Here is a 17763-nt window from a genome sequence, read left to right on the forward strand (position 1 = left end):
TGCCGCACCAGGCGAGGAGGGTCAACGGGTGGGTGAACAGACTGGAGCCCCGGCACCGGACACCGCCTCGTCGCCACCGCGTCTGACCGTCGGAGGCCTGGTCTCCGGCGGCAGGTACGAACTCCTCGAACCGTGCGGTGGTGTCGCCGGCCAGTCCTTCTGGAAGGCCCGCGACCGGCGCCTGGGGAGGTTCGTCGCCCTGACCTTCGTCGACCCGCTCCCCGGCGAGCAGCCCCCGGGTTCGGCGACGGGGGTGCTCGACCGTACCGTCGCGCTCACCACGGTCTACGCGGACGGGTTGGCGCGCGTGCTCGACGTCATCCGCGGCCGCGCGGGCGGCATCGTGGTCTCGGAGTGGATCCCCGGACGCAGTCTCGCCGCGGCCGTGGCCGAGCCGGATCCCGACTCCGCCGTGGGTGCGGTGTGGGGTCTGGCGGACGCCGCGACCCGTGCCGAGGAGGTGGGCCTGACCCTGGGCCTCGACTCGCCGGACCGGATCCGTCTCACCGAGGACGGGCGCGCCGTCCTGGCCTTCCCCGGGGTCCGCGAGGGGGACGACGCCCGGTCCGACGTGCGGGGCCTGGGCGCTACCCTCTATGCGCTGCTCACCGGAGCGTGGCCGCTCCCGCTGCCCGGGGGTTCCGATCTGTACGAACCGACCGACGGTCGGCCCGGTCCCGCCCGGAGGGACGACGACGACGAGGTCCTCGACCCCACGGTGGCCGGTACCGGGGTGGCGCCGGAATCCGCGGTGCTGGCCATGCGGTCTCTCGACGGGTCGTCGGTCAGCTCGGCGGCCACCGTGAGGGCGATGGTGACCGATCGCGTCGGCGGGCCGCGGCGCGCCGCCCCCGGGGCCTCTTCCCGGGTCGCCTACCCGGCGGACGCCGCGGCGACGGGATGGACGTCGGGGGAGTGGTCGTCGGCGGAGGGATCGCCGGCGGAGTGGTCCTCGGCGGAGGCGGGTCCCGAACCCGCGCCGTACAGCGAGCCGGACCCGGAGGTCCAGAAGCGCCGATGGCAGATCATGGCCGGGACCGGCGCCGCCGCGGTCGTGGTGATCGCGTTGCTGTTCACGTGGATGCTCGGGGGGTTCGGCGGCACCCGCAACGACACCCCGCTCTCACAGCAGCTCGACGCGATCGAACGGGCCGCCCAGGCCAGTCGCGCCGCCCAGACCGCCGAGCCCGCGGCCGATGACCCCGCCGCAAGCGACACCGGAGACGAGGCGGAGGAGGCCACCCCGACCACCCCGGTCTCCGTGTCGACCGTCACCACCTGGCAGCCCTCGTCCTCGAACGGCGTCGCGGAGAACTCGGCGGATGCCCCCAACGTGGTCGACGGTGACCGGTCCACCTCGTGGTCCAGTGATGCCTACCGGTCCCAGATCGGCGACGGCCCGTCGGCTTACAAGCCGGGTATCGGGTTGATGCTCGCACTGGACGGTGAGCAGGAGGTCCGCCGGGTGGTGCTCCGCTCGGGGGACGACGGCGTGCGCTTCGAGGTGCGGTCCGCGCCCGGTGCCTCTCCGGCGTCACTCGACGAGACCACCCGTCTCGGAGCGGGCACCGTCCGCGACGGGTCGGCCACCGTGACGATCGATGACCCGCGGGAGTCCGGGTACGTCCTGGTGTGGATCACCCGCCTGGGTACCTCCGGTGCCCAGTCCTACGAGGCCACGATCAGCGAGGTCGAACTGACCCGCTGACCGGCCGGGAGACGTCCCCACGGGGGGCCCGGCCGGGTTACGGTGACGGCCGTGAACACCGGTACCGCCGTCCCGACAGCGGCGGGTTGCCCTGCCCCGCCCGCAGGCGCGGAATCCCCGCTCGGCGCCCAGTCCGCTCCCAGGGCCCAGTCCGTACTGACAGCCGAGTCGCCGCTGTCCGACGCCGAACTGCTGGACGCGCACGTCGCCGGCGACCCCGACGCCTTCTCCGCCCTCGTCCGGCGGCACTACGACTACCTCTGGCGGTTGGCCATCCGCACGTCGTTCAACCGCGACGACGCCGCCGAGGCCCTGCAGGAGGCTCTCGTCTCCGCGTACCGGAAGGCGGACACCTTCCGCCACGCCTGCCCGGTGCAGGGGTGGCTCTACCGCATCGTGGTCAACGCCTGCCTGGACAAGATGCGGGCGCAGCGCCTGCGCACCCACACCCAGCTCACCCCGTCGCTGCACGAACAGGTCACGCTCCGGGACCACTTCCACCAGGACCCGGCGTACGCGATCATCGTGGCCGAGGCGTTGGCGGAACTGCCCGACGATCAGCGGGACGCCGTCGTCGTCGTCGACATGCTGCGGTGCACCGTCGCCGAGGCGAGCCACCTGCTCAACATCCCCCCGGGCACCGTGAAGAGCCGGTGCTCCCGCGGCCGCGCGAAGCTCGCCGCCCTGCTCGAGGGGGTCACCCTCACCGTGTGATGGTGTTCCTCCCGTCACCCGGTGGGCGGGCGCGGGAACAAGGCAGCCCCCCGGGGTGTTGTGGCCACTAGAAGACCCGGCACCTGATGCCGGTTCCGACTCACGAGCCACCAACCGCCCGAGGAGCCCCGAGAACTCATGAGCGACACCGTCCACGACGTCATCATCGTCGGATCCGGCCCGGCCGGGTACACCGCCGCCATCTACTCCGCGCGGGCCGAGCTCAAGCCCGTCGTCTTCGAGGGCTCCCAGTTCGGTGGTGCGCTCATGACCACGACCGAGGTCGAGAACTTCCCCGGCTTCGCCGAGGGCATGATGGGCCCCGATCTCATGATGCAGATGCGTGAGCAGGCCGAGCGGTTCGGGGCCGACCTCCGGATGGAGGACGTGACGTCCATGGACCTCGCCGGGGACATCAAGACCGTCCGGGTCGGCGAGGAGGAACACCGCGCCCGCGCCGTGATCCTCGCGATGGGTGCCGCGGCCCGCTACCTCGGGGTCCCGGGGGAGCAGGAGTTCCTCGGCCGGGGCGTGAGCTCGTGCGCCACGTGTGACGGATTCTTCTTCCGCGACAAGCCGATCGTCGTGGTCGGCGGCGGCGACTCCGCCATGGAGGAGGCCACCTTCCTCACCAAGTTCGGTTCCTCCGTGACGATCGTGCACCGCCGTGAGGAGTTCCGCGCCTCCAAGATCATGCTCGAGCGGGCACGGGAGAACGAGAAGATCTCGTTTGTCCTCAACACGGCCGTGGACGAGGTGCTGGCCGGCGCGACCGGCTCGGTCGAGAAACTCCGTCTGCGCGACACCGTCACCGGTGAGACCAGTGAGCTCGAGACCGCCGCCATGTTCGTCGCGATCGGCCACGATCCCCGTTCCGAGCTGGCCCGCGACCAGGTCGAGGTCGACGAGGACGGCTACGTCCTCACCGGTCAGACCACCGCCACCTCCCTTCCCGGGGTGTTCGCCTGTGGCGACCTCGTCGACAAGCGCTACCGCCAGGCCATCACCGCCGCCGGTTCGGGGTGCGCCGCCTCGATCGACGCCGAGCGCTGGCTCGCCGAGCAGGCCTGAACCCGCACCGGGCCCGGAACAACCGGGCCCCGTCCACCCACCCGAAAGGACCACCTCATGGCCGACACCCCCAACATCATCGACGTCACCGAGGCCGACTTCGCCGACGCCGTGCTCACCGCCAGCGGCTCCAAGCCCGTTCTCGTGGACTTCTGGGCCACATGGTGCCGCCCGTGCACCATGATGGCGCCGGTCCTCGACGAGCTGGCGGGCTCGGAGGCGGACAAGCTGACCGTGGCCAAGGTCGACGTCGAAGCCAACCAGGAACTCGCCGCCGAGTACCAGATCACCGCGATCCCCGCGATGCTGTTGTTCTCGGAGGGACAGCCGGTCAAGCGCATCACGGGCGCCAAGTCCAAGTCGGCGCTCCGAGCCGAGCTGGGCGACGTTCTCGGCGCCTGACACACACGCCGGCGGCACCGGGTCGCTACCCTGTGTCGCCACCCTGTGGCGCTCCCCCGTGGCGTTCCCCCACCGCCCGGCGCGGACGGGGCATGTCCGCGTGTGAGGCGGTAAGTTCATCCGGGTACCCAACACTAGGAGAGCGGGAGGAGACCCATGGCGTGGAGGCGTGGTGACCGTGGGCCCGAGGTGGCCGCCATCCGGGCCACCCTCGCGGGCATGGGTCTGCTGCACAACATCGAGTCGGTCGGGGTCACCGAGCCCGAGACCGGGTCAGTGCTCGCGCGTACCGACGCCGTCTTCGACGCCGACCTGGAGAAGGCCGTTCTGGCCTTCCAGCAGGCGCGTGCGCTGATCTCCGACGGAATCGTGGGTCCGGCCACCCAGGCCGCGCTCCACGACGCCAGCCACGTGCTGGGGACCCGGGACCTGAGCTATATCGTCTCCAGGCCGATGGCGGGGGACGATATCGCCCAACTGCAGCGCCGACTCGGCGAGCTCGGGTTCTACGCCGGCCTGGTGGACGGGACCTTCGGCCCCCTCACGCACGCGGCCGTCACCGACTTCCAGCGCGACTGCGCGCTCCCCGCGGACGGTGTGGTCGGTGCCGAGACCCTCGACACCCTGAGCCGGTTCTCGACCCTGTTCAAGGGCGGGGACGTCGCCTCTCTCGTCGAGAAGGAGCGGGCCCGCACCTCCGGTCCCATGCTCGCCGGTAAACGGATCGTCCTCGATCCCGGCCCCAGTGGGTCCGAGAACCCGATCCGGATCGACACCCCCTACGGGACCATCACCGACGCGGAACTGCTCTGGGACATCACCCGGCGGCTCTCCGAGCGGATGAACCAGGCCGGCGTGGAGGTCTTCCTCTCCCGGCCCGAGGCGATGATCCCGACCGATCCCGAGCGTGCCGAGATAGCAAACGCGTTCAACGCCGATCTCATCATCTCGCTCCGCCTGGACCGCCACCCGAATCCGGTGGGCAACGGGGTCGCGACGTTCTACTTCGGAAACTCGCTCGGCGCGGAGTCCATGCTCGGTGAGGCCCTGTCCGGCTTCATCCAGCGGGAGATCGTCAGCCGCACCACTCTTCGCGACTGCCGGACCCATGGCCGGAGCTGGCCGTTGCTGCGAATGACCCGCATGCCGTCCGTGCAGATCTACCTGGGCTACGCGTACAACCCGCAGGATCTCGAGATCCTCGGCGATCGTGCCGCCCAGGACACCATCATCGACTCGATCCTCGTGGGCGTGAAACGTCTCTACCTCCTCGACGAGGACGATCATCCCACCGGGTCGATGTCCGTCGACGCCCTCATCGACTACGAGCAGCGCCAGCGAGACTGATCGCGCCTCCGGCCACCCCGGGGGAGTCGGGGTCCGGGGTGTCGTGAGTCCCGGGTGTCAGAATCCCCGGGCGTCAGAGTCTCCGAGTGTCAGAGTCCCCGGGCGACGGCGCTCGCCGACGCGCCCGACAGCACCCCGAGCCGCCGGGTGGCGAATCCGTGTTCGGCGAAGAGCTGATCGAGGGCGCGCTCCACGTCCGCCTTCCACAAGTGCTCGCTCTCGATATCGAGCCGGAGGCGTGGGTGGGTCTCGTGGGGTGCCACCACCGTGAAACCGTGCTCGACGAGAAAGCTCATCCCCGGCACACACGAGTCCGCGCCGCACCCGTCACGTGACGTAACATGCCCGGGGTCCTCGGACGTGACCCCGAAGGCCTCGATGGCCTTGATTCCGCGGCTTCGGACATTGACGACGACGGCGTCGAGCAACGCGGTCAGTACCCCTGCCGGTGCGCCGTGCTCGACACTCATGCCGGCGAGCAGCACAGCGTCAGCGCCGACGGGCGAGGTCGGGAAGCACGTCGCCCGAGGCACCATCCCCGGGGGGGCGTAGAAGGCGGCAGCCGTCGATCGGTCCCCGTAGGTGGCGAGCTGGCCGCAAACACCCCATTCCAGGGATACGTGTGAGATCCACGCTTCCTTCTCGAACTCCGGATCTCCCGGGGACTGCTCACCGTCGGTCTGCCAATAAACGCAACGCCGGGCGCGAGGACCCAACTGGTCCACCGCCGACAGGTCCAGCGGGCGGAGGGAGATCATCGCGGCGCTGCGGTCGACCCGCCCTCGAGAAGTGCGAGTACCCGGGCCAGATCATCGGTGTCACCGACGTCGATGGTGATACGTCCCTTGCGGCGCCCCATCGTCACCGACACCGACGTCTCGAAACGGTCGGACAGCCGACCCGCCACCGCCTCCAGCTCGGGGTTACGCTGGCGTCCGCGGGGCGCGGGCTTGGGCTTGTCCGTGGTGTCCCCGGGATCGCGGTTGGCGAGGGTGACGAGCTCTTCGGTCGCCCGCACCGACAGGCCCTCGGCGACGATCCGGGCGGCGAGTTCGTCCTGTGCCGGCGCCCCCGCCTCGAGGCCCAAAAGTGCGCGCGCATGTCCCGCTGACAACACACCTGCTGCGACCCGCCGCTGTACGGCTGTCGGCAGCTGGAGCAGGCGGATGCTGTTGGTGATCGCGGGGCGGGACCGGCCGATGCGCGTCGCGAGTTCTGACTGGGTCACGTCGAACTCTTCCAGCAGCTGCTGGTAGGCGGCGGCTTCTTCGAGCGGGTTGAGCTGTACCCGGTGGATGTTCTCGAGGAGAGCGTCCCGCAGCAGATCCTCGTCGTCGGTCTGCCGGACGATCGCCGGGATCGTCTCGAGCTTCGCGCGCTGACTCGCCCGCCAGCGTCGCTCACCCATGATGAGCTGATAGCGCCCACCGGACATCTCACGAACGACAATGGGCTGGAGGAGTCCGAATTCCTTGACGGAATGAGCGAGCTCGGCCAACGCCTCCTCGTCGAAGTGGGTGCGGGGCTGTTTCGGGTTGGGGTCGATCTCGGCCGGGGAGATCTCCCGGTAGACGGCGCCGGGGTCCACCAACTCGGTTGTTTCACGTGAAACCGGCGCGCCATCGTCGGCATGCGAGCCAGCGTCGGCCCCGCGAGCCGTCGATGACGCAGTACCGGCGAGCTCCATATCCGCCGGACCCCGATTCCCAGCCCCGGACGAGCGCGGACGTGGGGGAGTGGTGCGCGGACCGCCACCACGCGGCCCCAGGATCAGGTCGGCGGCGTCGTTACCGAGCCGAGGCCCTTCGTCGGGGCCGGTGGGGATGAGGGCGGCGAGACCCCGCCCGAGACCACCCTTACGCTGCTGGCTCATCAGTTCTCCTCCGGGCGGTCGACGCCCTCAGCTTCACTCGCGGTGGGCGTGGATACGAGGTCTCCCGGACCGGCCGGCCCTCCCCGTGCATTGATCTCGCGGGCGGCGTCCAGGTAGGCCAGCGCCCCGCGCGACCCGGCGTCGTACTGGAGGATGGTCATCCCGTACCCCGGTGCCTCGGACACCTTGACGCTTCGCGGGATCACCGTCCGCAACACTGTGTCGCCGAAGTGCTTCCGGACCTCACTGGCGACCTGCTCGGCGAGCTTGGTGCGCCCGTCGTACATCGTCAGCATGATGGTCGAGATCTCCAGATCCGTATTGAGATGCTGCTGGATGAGCTCGACGTTACGGAGAAGCTGACCCACTCCCTCGAGGGCGTAGTACTCACACTGGATCGGAATGAGGACCTCGCGAGCAGCGACCATCGCATTGACGGTGAGCAGGCCGAGCGAGGGCGGACAGTCGAGAAAGACATAGTCGATACCAAGCGATTGCAGGTCCTCCGGCAGGAGGACCTCGGCGAGACGTCGTTCCCGCTGGGGGAGCCCGACCAGCTCGATCTCCGATCCCGCCAGGTCGATGGTCGCCGGCACGCAGAACAACCGCTCGGCATGGGGACTCTTCTGCATCAGCTCGTCGACGGACGCCTCCCACATCAGAAGGTCGTAGCTCGACGGTGTGCCCTCGCGGTGATCGACACCGAGCGCTGTGCTCGCGTTGCCCTGCGGATCCATGTCGATCACGAGCACCCCGAGCCCACCCAGGGCGAGAGCGGCGGCAAGGTTGACGGTGGACGTGGTCTTGCCCACCCCGCCCTTCTGGTTGGCGATCGTGACGATCCGCGGAGACTCGGGACGGGGGAGTGCCGGTGCATCCCCGTGGAGGACCTCGTTCGCTTGCCGCGCGGCCGCGAAGATCGGGGTCTCGTCGTAGGACATCCGTCACCTTTCGAGTTGCATCGTGAGCGCGGCGAACCTGCCGCCGTGTCGGTGTCATTGTTTCACGTGAAACCGACACTGAACACGTCCCCGTCAGGCCTCAGTGAGACCGACGCCCGCGTCCGCGGGATCGAGAGCCACGGCCCCCCATCCTAGTCGCCAAGGTGCCGATCACCAGCCTCGTCGGTTCGGCATCCGGCGCAGCGACAGTCTCGACGCGAACGTCATCGAACCCCAGTTTGCGGAGCGCCGCACGATCACGCTCCACCTCGTCGACTGCCGACTCGCCCTTGAGGGCGACCATACGGCCACCCACCCTCAGCAGCGGAGCAGACCACCCCGCGAGTTTCGCCAGCGGGGCCACTGCCCGGGACGTCACGACATCCGCCTCCCCCGCCTCGATGATGATGGGCTTCTCCTCGGCGCGACCCCGAATGACCCGGACATCGATGCCGAGCTCGCCGATGATCTCCTCGAGAAAGGTGACCCGACGGAGGAGTGGCTCGACCAGAGTGATCGTCAGATCTGGGCGCGCGAGCGCCAGGGGGATACCAGGGAGACCTGCGCCGCTCCCGATATCGACGACGGACTCGCCCTGCGCCAACTGCGACTCAGCAGCCGCGCTGTTGAGGACGTGCCGATCCCACAGCCGAGGGCGCTCACGCGGACCCATCAGCCCACGCTCGAGCCCGGCCGTCGCGAGGAAGTCGACGTACCGAGACGCGAGACCCAGCCGATCCCCGAACACCTCGGCTGCAGCGGGCGGCGCAGAGGGGAGCTCACCGGAGTCAGATGTCGAGTCCCGCGAGGCCGGCATCTCGCTCGCAGCCCCGTCGGCTCCCTCGCTGTCACGTGACGCTTCGTCGCCCGTGTGTCCGTTCATGGTCTCGCGCTCCTTCTCGCGGCCGCAAAGCCGCTGTTTCACGTGAAACACCGTCGGTGAATCACATCGATGTCATTAGATCCTCGGACACAGAACAGGGGTGCGAGCCAGACGACTCGCACCCCTGCCCCGAGCCGCCCGTCACCCGGGCAGGACCACCACCCGGCGGTTGGGCTCGACGCCGGTCGAGTCCGAGGTGACACCATCGAGCTCCGCGATCGCGTCGTGGATGATCTTGCGTTCGAACGGCGTCATGGGCTCGAGTTCCTCCGACTCACCTGACTCGAGAACCCGCTGCGCTGCCACGCGGCCGGATTCGGTCAGAGCTTCGCGCTTCGCCTCACGCCAGCCGGCGATGTCGAGCATCAACCGACTCCGATCGCCGAGTTCCTGTTGCACCGCGAGACGCGTCAACTCCTGGATAGCGTCCAACACCGACCCGTCCGAGCCGACCAACGTATCCAGGTCGTCGCCACCCACGATGCTCACCACGGCTCGATCACCCTCGACGTCCAGATCGATGTCCCCGTCGAAATCGAGGATGTCGAGGAACTGCTCGAGATAGTCGCCAGCGACCTCGCCCTCCTCGACCAATCGTTCCTCGGACACCTCGATGTTCCTCTTGGACATGGACCTGCCTCCGTCGTGACCGCCGATCGCCGAACCCCGAGAGTACGACGAATATCTACCCCAAGTATGGGACAAGGTCCCCGACGCCGGAGCATCGGGGACCTTGTCCACTCACGTTTCCCTAGCGGGTCAACGCTTCTTTTTCTTCTTCTTGTTCTTGGGACGCGAACCCGATCCCTTCTGGGCCGGCCTACTGCGCTGCCCGCCGGGAGCCTGAGGCCGTTGACCCGGGCGTGGAGCGGATGCCGGAGCGACCGCAGGCCCCGGGTCGGAGTCGATCACCTCGTCGTCGTCCACCGTCGCGGTACCCACTTCCACGGCCGGATCCGACACCACGCCGGTTCCCGTCGCGGCGGCGCGGTTCTTCTTGGGCTTGGTGGGCTTCACACCCACCCGCGGAGCGAGCGCCTTCTGCTCCTCGCGCCGCAGGAGAGCCGCGGCGTCGTCCTCCTTGGCCATCTTCTCGTACAGGAAGTACTGCTGGCCGAGGGTCCAGAGGTTATTCGTGACCATGTACACGAGGATCGCCATCGGCCAGAACGCACCGGTCACCAGGATGCCGATGGGGAAGGCCCACAGCATGAGCTGGTTCATGATCTTGGCCTGCGGGTTGGCCGCGGCCTCAGGCGACTGGCGGGACAGGGAGATCCGCGCGTTGAAGTGGGTCGTGACCGCCGAGACGATCATCAGCGGGAGGGCGACGAGAATGATGTTCCACCGGGCGAAGTCGAGCATCGCGCCCGGCTCCACGAAGGCCTGGAACTGTTCGACCGGCTGGGAGATGAAGGACGAGAGCGGAGCACCGAACAGGCGGGCGTCGAGGAAGCTCTGCACCTCGTCCGCGTTGAACACGTAGTTGCCCGTGTTGCGCGTCTCCTCGGCGCTCATCCCGAGCGCGCCGAACTGCGAGCCCATCCGGTTGAACGACCGCAGCACGTGGAACAGACCCAGGAAGACAGGGATCTGGATCAGCATCGGTAAGCAACCCAGGAGGGGGTTGAACCCCTCCTGCTTCTGCAGCTTCCGGGTCTCGACCGCCAACTTCTCGCGGTCGTTCTTGTACCGCTTCTGCAGCTCCTTCATCTTGGGCTGCATCTCCTGCATCTTGCGGGAGAAGCGGATCTGTTTTGCCGCCGGCCAGAACAGCATCGCGCGGAGGGTGAAGACGAGGAAGATCACCGACAGGGCCCAGATGACCCCGTTGGAATCCGGCGCCTCCACCCAGGGGAGCAGACCGCCGAGGAACGCGAAGATCTTGTGCCAGAACCAGAGGATGCCGGAGATCGGGTAATAGACCAACGGGTTGGTGATGAACGACATGGGTGGTGGAGTCCTAGCTACGTTCGAGAATTGTCGGTGTGCTCGTGGGGCTCGTGGCCCGGTGGATCAGGTGCACGGGGCCGGGGGACCGGATCCCACCCGCCCGGTGTCCACGGCCCACAGCGCAGGAGACGCCACACCGAGAGCCAGGTGCCGTACCAGGCTCCGTGGACGCGTACCGCCTCGACAGCGTAACTACTGCACGTGGGTTCGAACCGGCAGCTCGGTGGGGTCCAGGGCGAGATGCCCTTCTGGTAGAAGTCGAGCATCCACAACAGGATCCGCGCGATGGGACCCGGGCGCCCCGTGCTCACGACGTGCCCCTGGCGCGAGCGGCGGCAGCGGCGAGCCCCGCGCGCATGTCCCGCACGAGGTCGTCGTGCGACGCACCCGCGGAGGCCGGGTTGGCCCGGATCACCACCATGAGATCGTCGCCGGCCTCGTCCAGCAGGCCGCCCGCGATATGACGAAGCCGTCGGCTGACGCGGTGACGAGTCACCGAGTCCCCGACGGCTTTGCTGACGACCAGCCCGAAACGCGGACCGCCCACGCGGACATCCGAGGAGTCCACGTGGGCGTGTACGACCATGGTGCGGCGGCCCTTCCTGGCACCCTTGCGCACCACCGTCGCGAAGTCAGCGGAACGGTGGAGCCGGTGCGACCTGGGGAGCACCCGCCACCCCGGCCGGAATCAGGCCGTCAGCGACGCGCGGCCCTTACGCCGGCGGGCGCCGACGATGCCGCGACCGGCGCGGGTGCGCATGCGCAGACGGAAGCCGTGCACCTTGGCACGACGACGGTTGTTCGGCTGGAAGGTCCGCTTGCCCTTGGCCATGGTTGGCTCCTCACGTGAAGTCGGCGCCGTGTCCAGCGCCCGATCGAGTTCGAGACGTCGTCGAATCACCGAAGGACGGCGGCACCACGACGCGCCGGGCGCCCACGGGCGCACGACAGACTGCTCAAGATTACGCGCCCGAGGCGTCGGCCGCCAAACCGTGTAATCCCATTCGTCTCACTGATACCAGTTTCCTGGCCACAACGACACGCCCACGGCCGCGATGCTTGACATCCGCCCTCCAGTCTATCTTGAGGGTTGCCCCCCGGATCACCATGTTGTTACCGTCATTCCTCAGGCGAGCCCCACCAGGGCTGCAAGACGCGACGTGAATCCGAACAAGCACCTCCGACCCCTCCCCACCGATGACCTACCCGCGAACCGACGGGAGGGGTCTGTCTTCCCACAGCTGTGGACAACCATGTGGATACCTCGGTGGACCTGGGTCGGAGCCTGTGGATAGAGTGTGGTTCCCGGTCCCGCCGGCAACCCGGACCACCAGCAACGCCCGACACCCGACGAGAGGAGACCGCCCACCGTGTCTCCTGAACTCGAACACGTGTGGAGTGCCGTCCTCGACAAGCTGACCGATCCGGAACTGGCCAGTGACGACAATCCGGCCCTGTCGCGCCAGCAGCAGGCGTGGCTCCGGCTCGTCCAGCCGATCGCCGTGGTCAACGGTTTCGCGATGCTCGCCGCCCCGTCGGCCTTCGCCCGCGACAACATCGAGTCCATCCTCCGCGGTCCCATCACGCGCGCACTGAGCTCGCAGCTCGGGGAGCCGATCGATCTGGCCGTCAAGGTGGACACGTCACTCGCCGGGGCTCAACTACCGACGGACGACGCCGACCACCCGGCCATCGACGCGGAGGACATCCACGGCCCCGGTGCGGAGGACGAGCATCCGCCCGCCACGACCCGCCCCCGGCGGATGACCGAGGAGCAGATCGCCGCCGAGCGACTCCTCCACGGCAGCGACCGCGACGAGGCGTTGTCTGCCGCGACCGCGCCCGGGTTGAACGAGCGCTACACGTTCAGCGCTTTCGTCCAGGGCAATTCGAACCGTTTCGCCCGGGCCGCTGCACTGGCGGTCGCCGAGGCACCGGCCCGTGCGTACAACCCGCTGTTCATCTGGGGCGAGTCCGGTCTGGGCAAGACCCACCTGCTCCACGCGATCGGGCACTACTCCCTTCGGATGTACTCCGAGCAGAAGGTCAAGTACGTCTCGACCGAGGAGTTCACCAACGACTTCATCAACTCCGTCCGCGACGGCCGCCAGAACATGTTCAAGAAGCGGTACCGCGAGGCGGACATTCTCCTGGTGGACGACATCCAGTTCCTCATCGGCAAGGAACAGGTCCAGGAGGAGTTCTTCCACACCTTCAACACGATCCACAACGCGCAGAAGCAGATCGTGATCTCGTCCGACCGGCCGCCCAAGCAACTGCAGCCACTGGAGGACCGCCTGCGCACCCGGTTCGAGTGGGGTCTGATCACCGATATCCAGCCACCCGAGCTGGAGACGCGTATCGCGATCATCGACAAGAAGGCCAAGTCCGAGAACTACGTGGTCCCGAGGGACGTCCTCGAGCTCATCGCGACGCGGGTCCAGCGCAACATCCGTGAGCTCGAAGGAGCTCTCATCCGGGTGGTGGCGTTCGCCTCCCTCAACGGCCACGAGATCGATGTGCCGCTCGCGGAGGTAGTGCTCCGTGATGTCGTCTCGGACGACGACTCCCTACAGATCTCGGCCGCGACCATCATGGCGGTGACCGCGGAGTTCTTCTCCACGAGCATCGACGAACTGTGCGGCACCTCCAAGACCCGGTCGTTGTCGCGGGCCCGCCAGATCGCCATGTACCTGTGTCGCGAGCTGACCGATCTGTCGCTTCCCAAGATCGGCGTCACCTTCGGTGGCAAGGACCACACGACGGTCATGTACGCCCAGCGCAAGATCCTCAAGGAGATCAAGGACGACCGGCGCACGTACGACCAGATCCAGGAGCTGACGGCCCGGATCAAGGAGCGTTCGCGGTCCCTCTGAGCTCCACGCCGGAACTCACCCACGCTGTGCGCTCGCGCCGCCTCATGTGCCCGCCGCCGCTTGTGCCCGGCCCCGCGGACGTCCATCGACGCCCCGCGTCTCCGGCCGGCCCTCTGCCGACACCGAACGCGACGCAGATGACGGTCGGCGACGGCGACAGCGACAGCAACAGATCGACGCCCGACGGCGTCCGCACGCCCGAGTGCGCGGACCCAGGACCGCTGCGAGAGGCCGTAACAGGCCCTGTGCGACCCTCTGCCGAGTCCGGCGTCCCGCCCCGAACGGATACCCGCCCCGATTCGCGAGAAAGACCCCGCCCGACGGAAGACGAACCGTGGGACTCCCGGGTCTCGCTGTCGAGTCGCGCACACTTCGCCCGATTCGAGGACCTCATCACGGGTCATTCCGCACACATCAGGACACGCCGTACGACACATCCGGGACCCCCACACACCCTTTGTCACACCCTTCACAGCTGTGGACAACCCTGTGGAGTCTTGTGGACCGACGGTGGACAGACGGTGGACGGACTCTTGTGATTCCACCGGGGTCGGGAGGCAAATCACAAGATCGCACGACTGCGTCCACACCACGAAATCGGCACAGACCTGTGATTACAGGCCTCGGCTCACAATTTCACAGGACCTACTACTACCTCTTATCTCTCTAGATAGTTCTTGTTAGAAGTAGGGATGTGGAACGGCGAGCCTGCTTGACCGGGTTACGCCGAGTCCGTGTGTCCGCTGTCGGTCCGAGCGGTTACTCTCATGGAGACGCTCCGCCCCCGGCGGCGGAAACGTGCAATACGAGCTTGAACCGACCAATCGTCCAGATACCGGATCCCGGTATCCACCCCCGCCTGAAAGAGGTCATCGATGGAGATCACGGATCCGACGTTCCGCGTCACCCGCGAGGACTTCGCGGATTCCGTGGCCTGGGTGGCACGTACGCTGCCCTCGCGTCCCTCGGTCCCGATCCTCGGCGGGGTGCTGCTCGAGGCCGATTCGGGACTGACGATCTCCGGGTTCGACTACGAGACCTCGGCGCAGGTATCCGTGCCGGCCGAGGTGTCCGAGCCCGGCAGCACGCTGGTGTCCGGCCGACTCCTGGCGGACATCGCCCGCGCCCTGCCGGACCGTCCGGTCGAGGTCGTCGTCACCGCGCAGAAGATGTACATCTCCTGCGGTACCGCGAAGTTCACGCTCCCGACCATGCCGGTCGAGGATTACCCGCAGCTGCCGGCGATGCCGGAGGTCACCGGATCCGCCGAGGTCGACGCGTTCTCCGAGGCCGTGTCCCAGGTCGTCGTCGCGGCGGGCAAGGACGACACCCTGCCGATGCTCACCGGCATCCGGATGGAGATCGAGGGCACCCGCGTCACGCTCATCGCGACCGACCGGTTCCGTCTCGCCATCCGGGAGTTCGACTGGGAGCCGGCCCGCGAGGATGTCGCGGTCGAGGTGCTCATCCCGGCCAAGGCACTGTCCGAGGTCACCCGTTCCGCCGGCCACGGCGGTCGCGTGGATCTGAGCCTGGGAGCCGGCTCCGATGTGGGCGCCGAGGGAATCCTGGGTGTGCTGGTGTCCGGTCAGCGGACCACCACCCGCCTTCTCGACGCGGAATTCCCCAAGGTCCGCCAGCTGCTCCCGCCGCAGCACACCTCACTCGCGATCGTCGAGGTGGACTCGCTCGTCCAGGCGATCAAGCGGGTCGCGCTCGTCGCCGACCGCGGCGTGCAGGTGCGCATGGCGTTCTCTGATGGTGAGCTCGCACTGTCGGCCGGAGGCGATGACGCCGCCCAGGCCAACGAGACCCTTCCGGTGGACTTCGTCGGCGAGCCGCTGACCATCGCGTTCAACCCCGGCTACCTACTCGACGGTCTCGGCAGTGTCCACGCAGGCCGCGTCGCCTTCGGTTTCACCCAGCCCAGCCGCCCGGCCGTGCTGCGTCCGGCACCCGAGACCCTCCCGGAGCCCGGCGCGGACGGCGCGATCCAGCCGGTGGATTCCGACCACACCTACCTGCTCATGCCCGTGCGCCTGCCGGGCTGAGGCCCCGCCCCGGAACCGATCCGGTATGCACCTGCGTCACCTCAGGCTCCTCGATTTCCGCTCCTGGCCCCTGCTCGAACTCGAGCTCGAGCCCGGGGTCACCACCCTGGTCGGACGCAACGGGCACGGTAAGACCAACGTTCTCGAGGCGGTCGGGGTCCTCGCCAGCCTGCGGTCCCACCGCGTGGCGACCGACGCGCCGATGATCAGGACCGGTGCCGGAACCGCACTGGTGGGCGCACTCGCACACAACGCCGGCCGTGAGCTGACCGTCGAACTCGCGCTCAACTCCGGCAAGGCCAACCGGGCGCGACTCAACACCTCTCCCTGCCGACGACTGTCCGACGTCCTCGGGGTGGTCCAGTCGGTGCTGTTCGCGCCGGAGGACCTGGCGCTCGTCCGTGGCGAGCCGGCCGAGCGTCGCCGGCTTCTCGATGAGCTCATGATCCAGCGGCGCCCCGCACTGGGTGGTGACCTCAGCGAGTACTCCTCGGTGCTGCGCCAGCGGACCGCCCTGCTCAAATCGGCCTCCGGTGCACTGCGGCGTGGGAGGCCCGAGGATTCCGCGGCCGTGCTGGACACCCTCGACGTGTGGGACGGGCGGTTGGCCGAGCTCGGAGCACGAGTGGTCGCCGGTCGGATCGACCTCCTCCGGCAGTTGCGGCCCCTCGTCGTCGACGCCTATCGGGGCCTGGCCCCGGAGTCCCGCCCGGCCGATCTCACCTACCGGTTCCGCGTCACGGACGCGCCCGACGAGTCGGAGTTGACCGACCCGGGACTCGTCGAGGCGGTGTTGCTCGCCGAGCTCGGGCGGCGCCGTCGCGACGAGATCGACCGCGGGATGTCACTCGTCGGACCGCACCGCGATGACCTGATCCTGAGACTCGGCGACGAGCCGGCGAAGGGGTTCGCGAGTCACGGTGAGACGTGGTCGTTCGCCCTGGCGCTGCGACTGGGATCGCTCGAGCTGTTCCGTGCCGACGGGGCGGAACCGGTCCTCCTCCTGGACGACGTCTTCGCCGAACTCGACCGGCACCGCCGGGCCGCCCTGGCCGATGTCGCGTCCGGCGTCGAACAGGTTCTCATCACGGCGGCGGTGGGCGAGGACGTCCCGGGCACACTGCGCGGGGTCCGTCATGACGTCGTGATGACGGGCGAGGGAGCGGATCGTCACTCGGCGATGACGGTGTCACGACGTCAGCATGACGGTGCTGACGCGGGCGAGCGCGCCGGCGGGGATGATGGGGTCAGCGACGCGGACAGTGGTGGGGATGACGACGACAACACCGATACCGGAAGCAGGGCAACACCGTGACGGACCGAACCGGCAAGGATTCCGTAACACCGTCTGACCCGCCACAACGCGGTTATGACATCGCCAAGCAGGCCCTCGAGGAGGCCCGCGCCCGAGCCCGGGCGGAGGGCAAGCAGGTCGGCCGGGGACGGACCGGCCCGGTGGGGGCGGGCAAGCGGCTGCGCAAGCGCGGGTGGACCGGATCCGGTGCCGACCCGTGGGACCCACAGCCCCTCGGCAAACTCGTGGGCCAGGTCGCCAAGAAACGGGGCTGGGACGACAAGGTCACCACCGGGCGTCTGTTCGCGGAGTGGGACCGGATCGTCGGGGAGGACGTCTCGGCGCACGCCACCCCGGAGCGCCTCGAAGAGGGAATCCTGTACGTCCGTGCGGCGAGTACCGCATGGGCGACTCAGCTGCGGCTCATGTCCGCCGACATCCTCCGCAAGATCGCGGCCGCCATGGGGCCGGGTCACGTCCGTCGTCTCAAGGTGGAGGGGCCCGAGAAACCGAGCTGGCGCAAGGGGCCCCTGCACGTGTCCGGTCGCGGCCCCCGTGACACATACGGGTGAGGGCCGGGCGTGCCCGTGGCCCCCGTGACGGTTATCGCAGGTAGACTGGGCCGGTCCCAGACCCCCGAGACGCGAGGA

At 68.5% G+C, this 17763-nt stretch carries 18 protein-coding genes; 9 read left to right on the top strand and 9 right to left on the bottom strand.

Going from position 1 to position 17763, the window contains the following annotated elements:
• Window positions 1–28 precede the first annotated feature (28 nt).
• From NR111_RS09085 to NR111_RS09105, 5 genes are all read left to right on the top strand, one after another.
• Window positions 29–1708 carry a protein kinase family protein gene (locus tag NR111_RS09085; protein ID WP_256820629.1) on the top strand — a complete coding sequence of 560 codons (1680 nt, stop codon included), beginning with the start codon at window positions 29–31 and terminating at the stop codon, window positions 1706–1708.
• A gap of 42 nt (window positions 1709–1750) precedes the next feature.
• Entirely contained in the window at window positions 1751–2422 is a 672-nt protein-coding gene (gene sigM, locus NR111_RS09090) for an RNA polymerase sigma factor SigM (RefSeq protein ID WP_374210705.1), read from the top strand.
• 138 nt (window positions 2423–2560) lie between these two features.
• Entirely contained in the window at window positions 2561–3493 is a 933-nt protein-coding gene (trxB, locus tag NR111_RS09095; protein WP_069389400.1) for a thioredoxin-disulfide reductase, read from the top strand.
• A 57-nt stretch (window positions 3494–3550) separates the two neighbouring features.
• Complete coding sequence (gene trxA / locus NR111_RS09100) at window positions 3551–3895, top strand: thioredoxin (RefSeq protein WP_067720180.1); 345 nt, start codon at window positions 3551–3553, stop codon at window positions 3893–3895.
• A 156-nt stretch (window positions 3896–4051) separates the two neighbouring features.
• Window positions 4052–5242 (top strand): N-acetylmuramoyl-L-alanine amidase, encoded by a 1191-nt coding sequence (locus NR111_RS09105; RefSeq protein ID WP_120285658.1) that lies wholly within the window; start codon window positions 4052–4054, stop codon window positions 5240–5242.
• Window positions 5243–5331: 89 nt separating this feature from the next.
• Here NR111_RS09105 and NR111_RS09110 read toward each other — a convergent pair whose 3' ends face one another.
• The 9 genes from NR111_RS09110 to rpmH form a co-directional block, all read right to left on the bottom strand.
• The gene (locus NR111_RS09110) at window positions 5332–6000 is read right to left on the bottom strand and encodes a hypothetical protein (RefSeq protein WP_067720183.1); all 669 of its coding nucleotides are present in this window, start codon (window positions 5998–6000) and stop codon (window positions 5332–5334) included.
• Window positions 5997–7115 carry a ParB/RepB/Spo0J family partition protein gene (locus NR111_RS09115; protein ID WP_206473903.1) on the bottom strand — a complete coding sequence of 373 codons (1119 nt, stop codon included), beginning with the start codon at window positions 7113–7115 and terminating at the stop codon, window positions 5997–5999. The genes NR111_RS09110 and NR111_RS09115 overlap by 4 nt, the downstream gene beginning before the upstream one ends.
• On the bottom strand, window positions 7115–8056 hold the full coding sequence (locus NR111_RS09120) for a ParA family protein (RefSeq protein WP_256820630.1): 942 nt from the start codon (window positions 8054–8056) through the stop codon (window positions 7115–7117). The genes NR111_RS09115 and NR111_RS09120 overlap by 1 nt, the downstream gene beginning before the upstream one ends.
• A gap of 100 nt (window positions 8057–8156) precedes the next feature.
• Window positions 8157–8873, bottom strand: coding sequence for a 16S rRNA (guanine(527)-N(7))-methyltransferase RsmG (gene rsmG / locus NR111_RS09125; protein ID WP_206473979.1), 717 nt, complete (start codon window positions 8871–8873; stop codon window positions 8157–8159).
• Between the two features lie 207 nt (window positions 8874–9080).
• A complete protein-coding gene (locus tag NR111_RS09130; protein ID WP_206473902.1) occupies window positions 9081–9569 on the bottom strand; it encodes a R3H domain-containing nucleic acid-binding protein in 489 nt (162 codons plus the stop codon).
• 129 nt (window positions 9570–9698) lie between these two features.
• Window positions 9699–10889 (bottom strand): membrane protein insertase YidC, encoded by a 1191-nt coding sequence (gene yidC, locus NR111_RS09135; protein WP_206473901.1) that lies wholly within the window; start codon window positions 10887–10889, stop codon window positions 9699–9701.
• A 17-nt stretch (window positions 10890–10906) separates the two neighbouring features.
• Window positions 10907–11158, bottom strand: coding sequence for a membrane protein insertion efficiency factor YidD (gene yidD, locus NR111_RS09140; protein ID WP_187353839.1), 252 nt, complete (start codon window positions 11156–11158; stop codon window positions 10907–10909).
• Between the two features lie 41 nt (window positions 11159–11199).
• Window positions 11200–11562 carry a ribonuclease P protein component gene (rnpA, locus tag NR111_RS09145; RefSeq protein ID WP_206473900.1) on the bottom strand — a complete coding sequence of 121 codons (363 nt, stop codon included), beginning with the start codon at window positions 11560–11562 and terminating at the stop codon, window positions 11200–11202.
• A gap of 18 nt (window positions 11563–11580) precedes the next feature.
• Complete coding sequence (gene rpmH / locus NR111_RS09150; RefSeq protein ID WP_007629603.1) at window positions 11581–11724, bottom strand: 50S ribosomal protein L34; 144 nt, start codon at window positions 11722–11724, stop codon at window positions 11581–11583.
• Between the two features lie 538 nt (window positions 11725–12262).
• Here rpmH and dnaA point away from each other — a divergent pair.
• From dnaA to NR111_RS09170, 4 genes are all read left to right on the top strand, one after another.
• The gene (gene dnaA, locus NR111_RS09155) at window positions 12263–13768 is read left to right on the top strand and encodes a chromosomal replication initiator protein DnaA (protein ID WP_159148842.1); all 1506 of its coding nucleotides are present in this window, start codon (window positions 12263–12265) and stop codon (window positions 13766–13768) included.
• Between the two features lie 875 nt (window positions 13769–14643).
• Window positions 14644–15819 (top strand): DNA polymerase III subunit beta, encoded by a 1176-nt coding sequence (gene dnaN, locus NR111_RS09160; RefSeq protein WP_256820631.1) that lies wholly within the window; start codon window positions 14644–14646, stop codon window positions 15817–15819.
• A 25-nt stretch (window positions 15820–15844) separates the two neighbouring features.
• The gene (gene recF, locus NR111_RS09165; RefSeq protein WP_256820632.1) at window positions 15845–17134 is read left to right on the top strand and encodes a DNA replication/repair protein RecF; all 1290 of its coding nucleotides are present in this window, start codon (window positions 15845–15847) and stop codon (window positions 17132–17134) included.
• Window positions 17131–17685, top strand: coding sequence for a DciA family protein (locus tag NR111_RS09170; RefSeq protein ID WP_120285664.1), 555 nt, complete (start codon window positions 17131–17133; stop codon window positions 17683–17685). The genes recF and NR111_RS09170 overlap by 4 nt, the downstream gene beginning before the upstream one ends.
• Window positions 17686–17763: the final 78 nt, after the last annotated feature.

The organism is Dietzia sp. Die43 (genome assembly GCF_024519835.1).
GTDB lineage: Bacteria > Actinomycetota > Actinomycetes > Mycobacteriales > Mycobacteriaceae > Dietzia > Dietzia kunjamensis.

Excerpts from the sequence above, each read along its gene's own strand:
- trxB (WP_069389400.1), top strand. The coding sequence starts at position 2,561 with ATGAGCGACACCGTCCACGACGTCATCATCGTCGGATCCGGCCCGGCC.
- trxA (WP_067720180.1), top strand. The coding sequence starts at position 3,551 with ATGGCCGACACCCCCAACATCATCGACGTCACCGAGGCCGACTTCGCC.
- NR111_RS09105 (WP_120285658.1), top strand. The coding sequence starts at position 4,052 with ATGGCGTGGAGGCGTGGTGACCGTGGGCCCGAGGTGGCCGCCATCCGG.
- NR111_RS09110 (WP_067720183.1), bottom strand. The coding sequence starts at position 6,000 with ATGATCTCCCTCCGCCCGCTGGACCTGTCGGCGGTGGACCAGTTGGGT.
- NR111_RS09115 (WP_206473903.1), bottom strand. The coding sequence starts at position 7,115 with ATGAGCCAGCAGCGTAAGGGTGGTCTCGGGCGGGGTCTCGCCGCCCTC.
- NR111_RS09120 (WP_256820630.1), bottom strand. The coding sequence starts at position 8,056 with ATGTCCTACGACGAGACCCCGATCTTCGCGGCCGCGCGGCAAGCGAAC.
- rsmG (WP_206473979.1), bottom strand. The coding sequence starts at position 8,873 with ATGCCGGCCTCGCGGGACTCGACATCTGACTCCGGTGAGCTCCCCTCT.
- NR111_RS09130 (WP_206473902.1), bottom strand. The coding sequence starts at position 9,569 with ATGTCCAAGAGGAACATCGAGGTGTCCGAGGAACGATTGGTCGAGGAG.
- yidC (WP_206473901.1), bottom strand. The coding sequence starts at position 10,889 with ATGTCGTTCATCACCAACCCGTTGGTCTATTACCCGATCTCCGGCATC.
- yidD (WP_187353839.1), bottom strand. The coding sequence starts at position 11,158 with ATGCTCGACTTCTACCAGAAGGGCATCTCGCCCTGGACCCCACCGAGC.
- rpmH (WP_007629603.1), bottom strand. The coding sequence starts at position 11,724 with ATGGCCAAGGGCAAGCGGACCTTCCAGCCGAACAACCGTCGTCGTGCC.
- dnaN (WP_256820631.1), top strand. The coding sequence starts at position 14,644 with ATGGAGATCACGGATCCGACGTTCCGCGTCACCCGCGAGGACTTCGCG.
- recF (WP_256820632.1), top strand. The coding sequence starts at position 15,845 with ATGCACCTGCGTCACCTCAGGCTCCTCGATTTCCGCTCCTGGCCCCTG.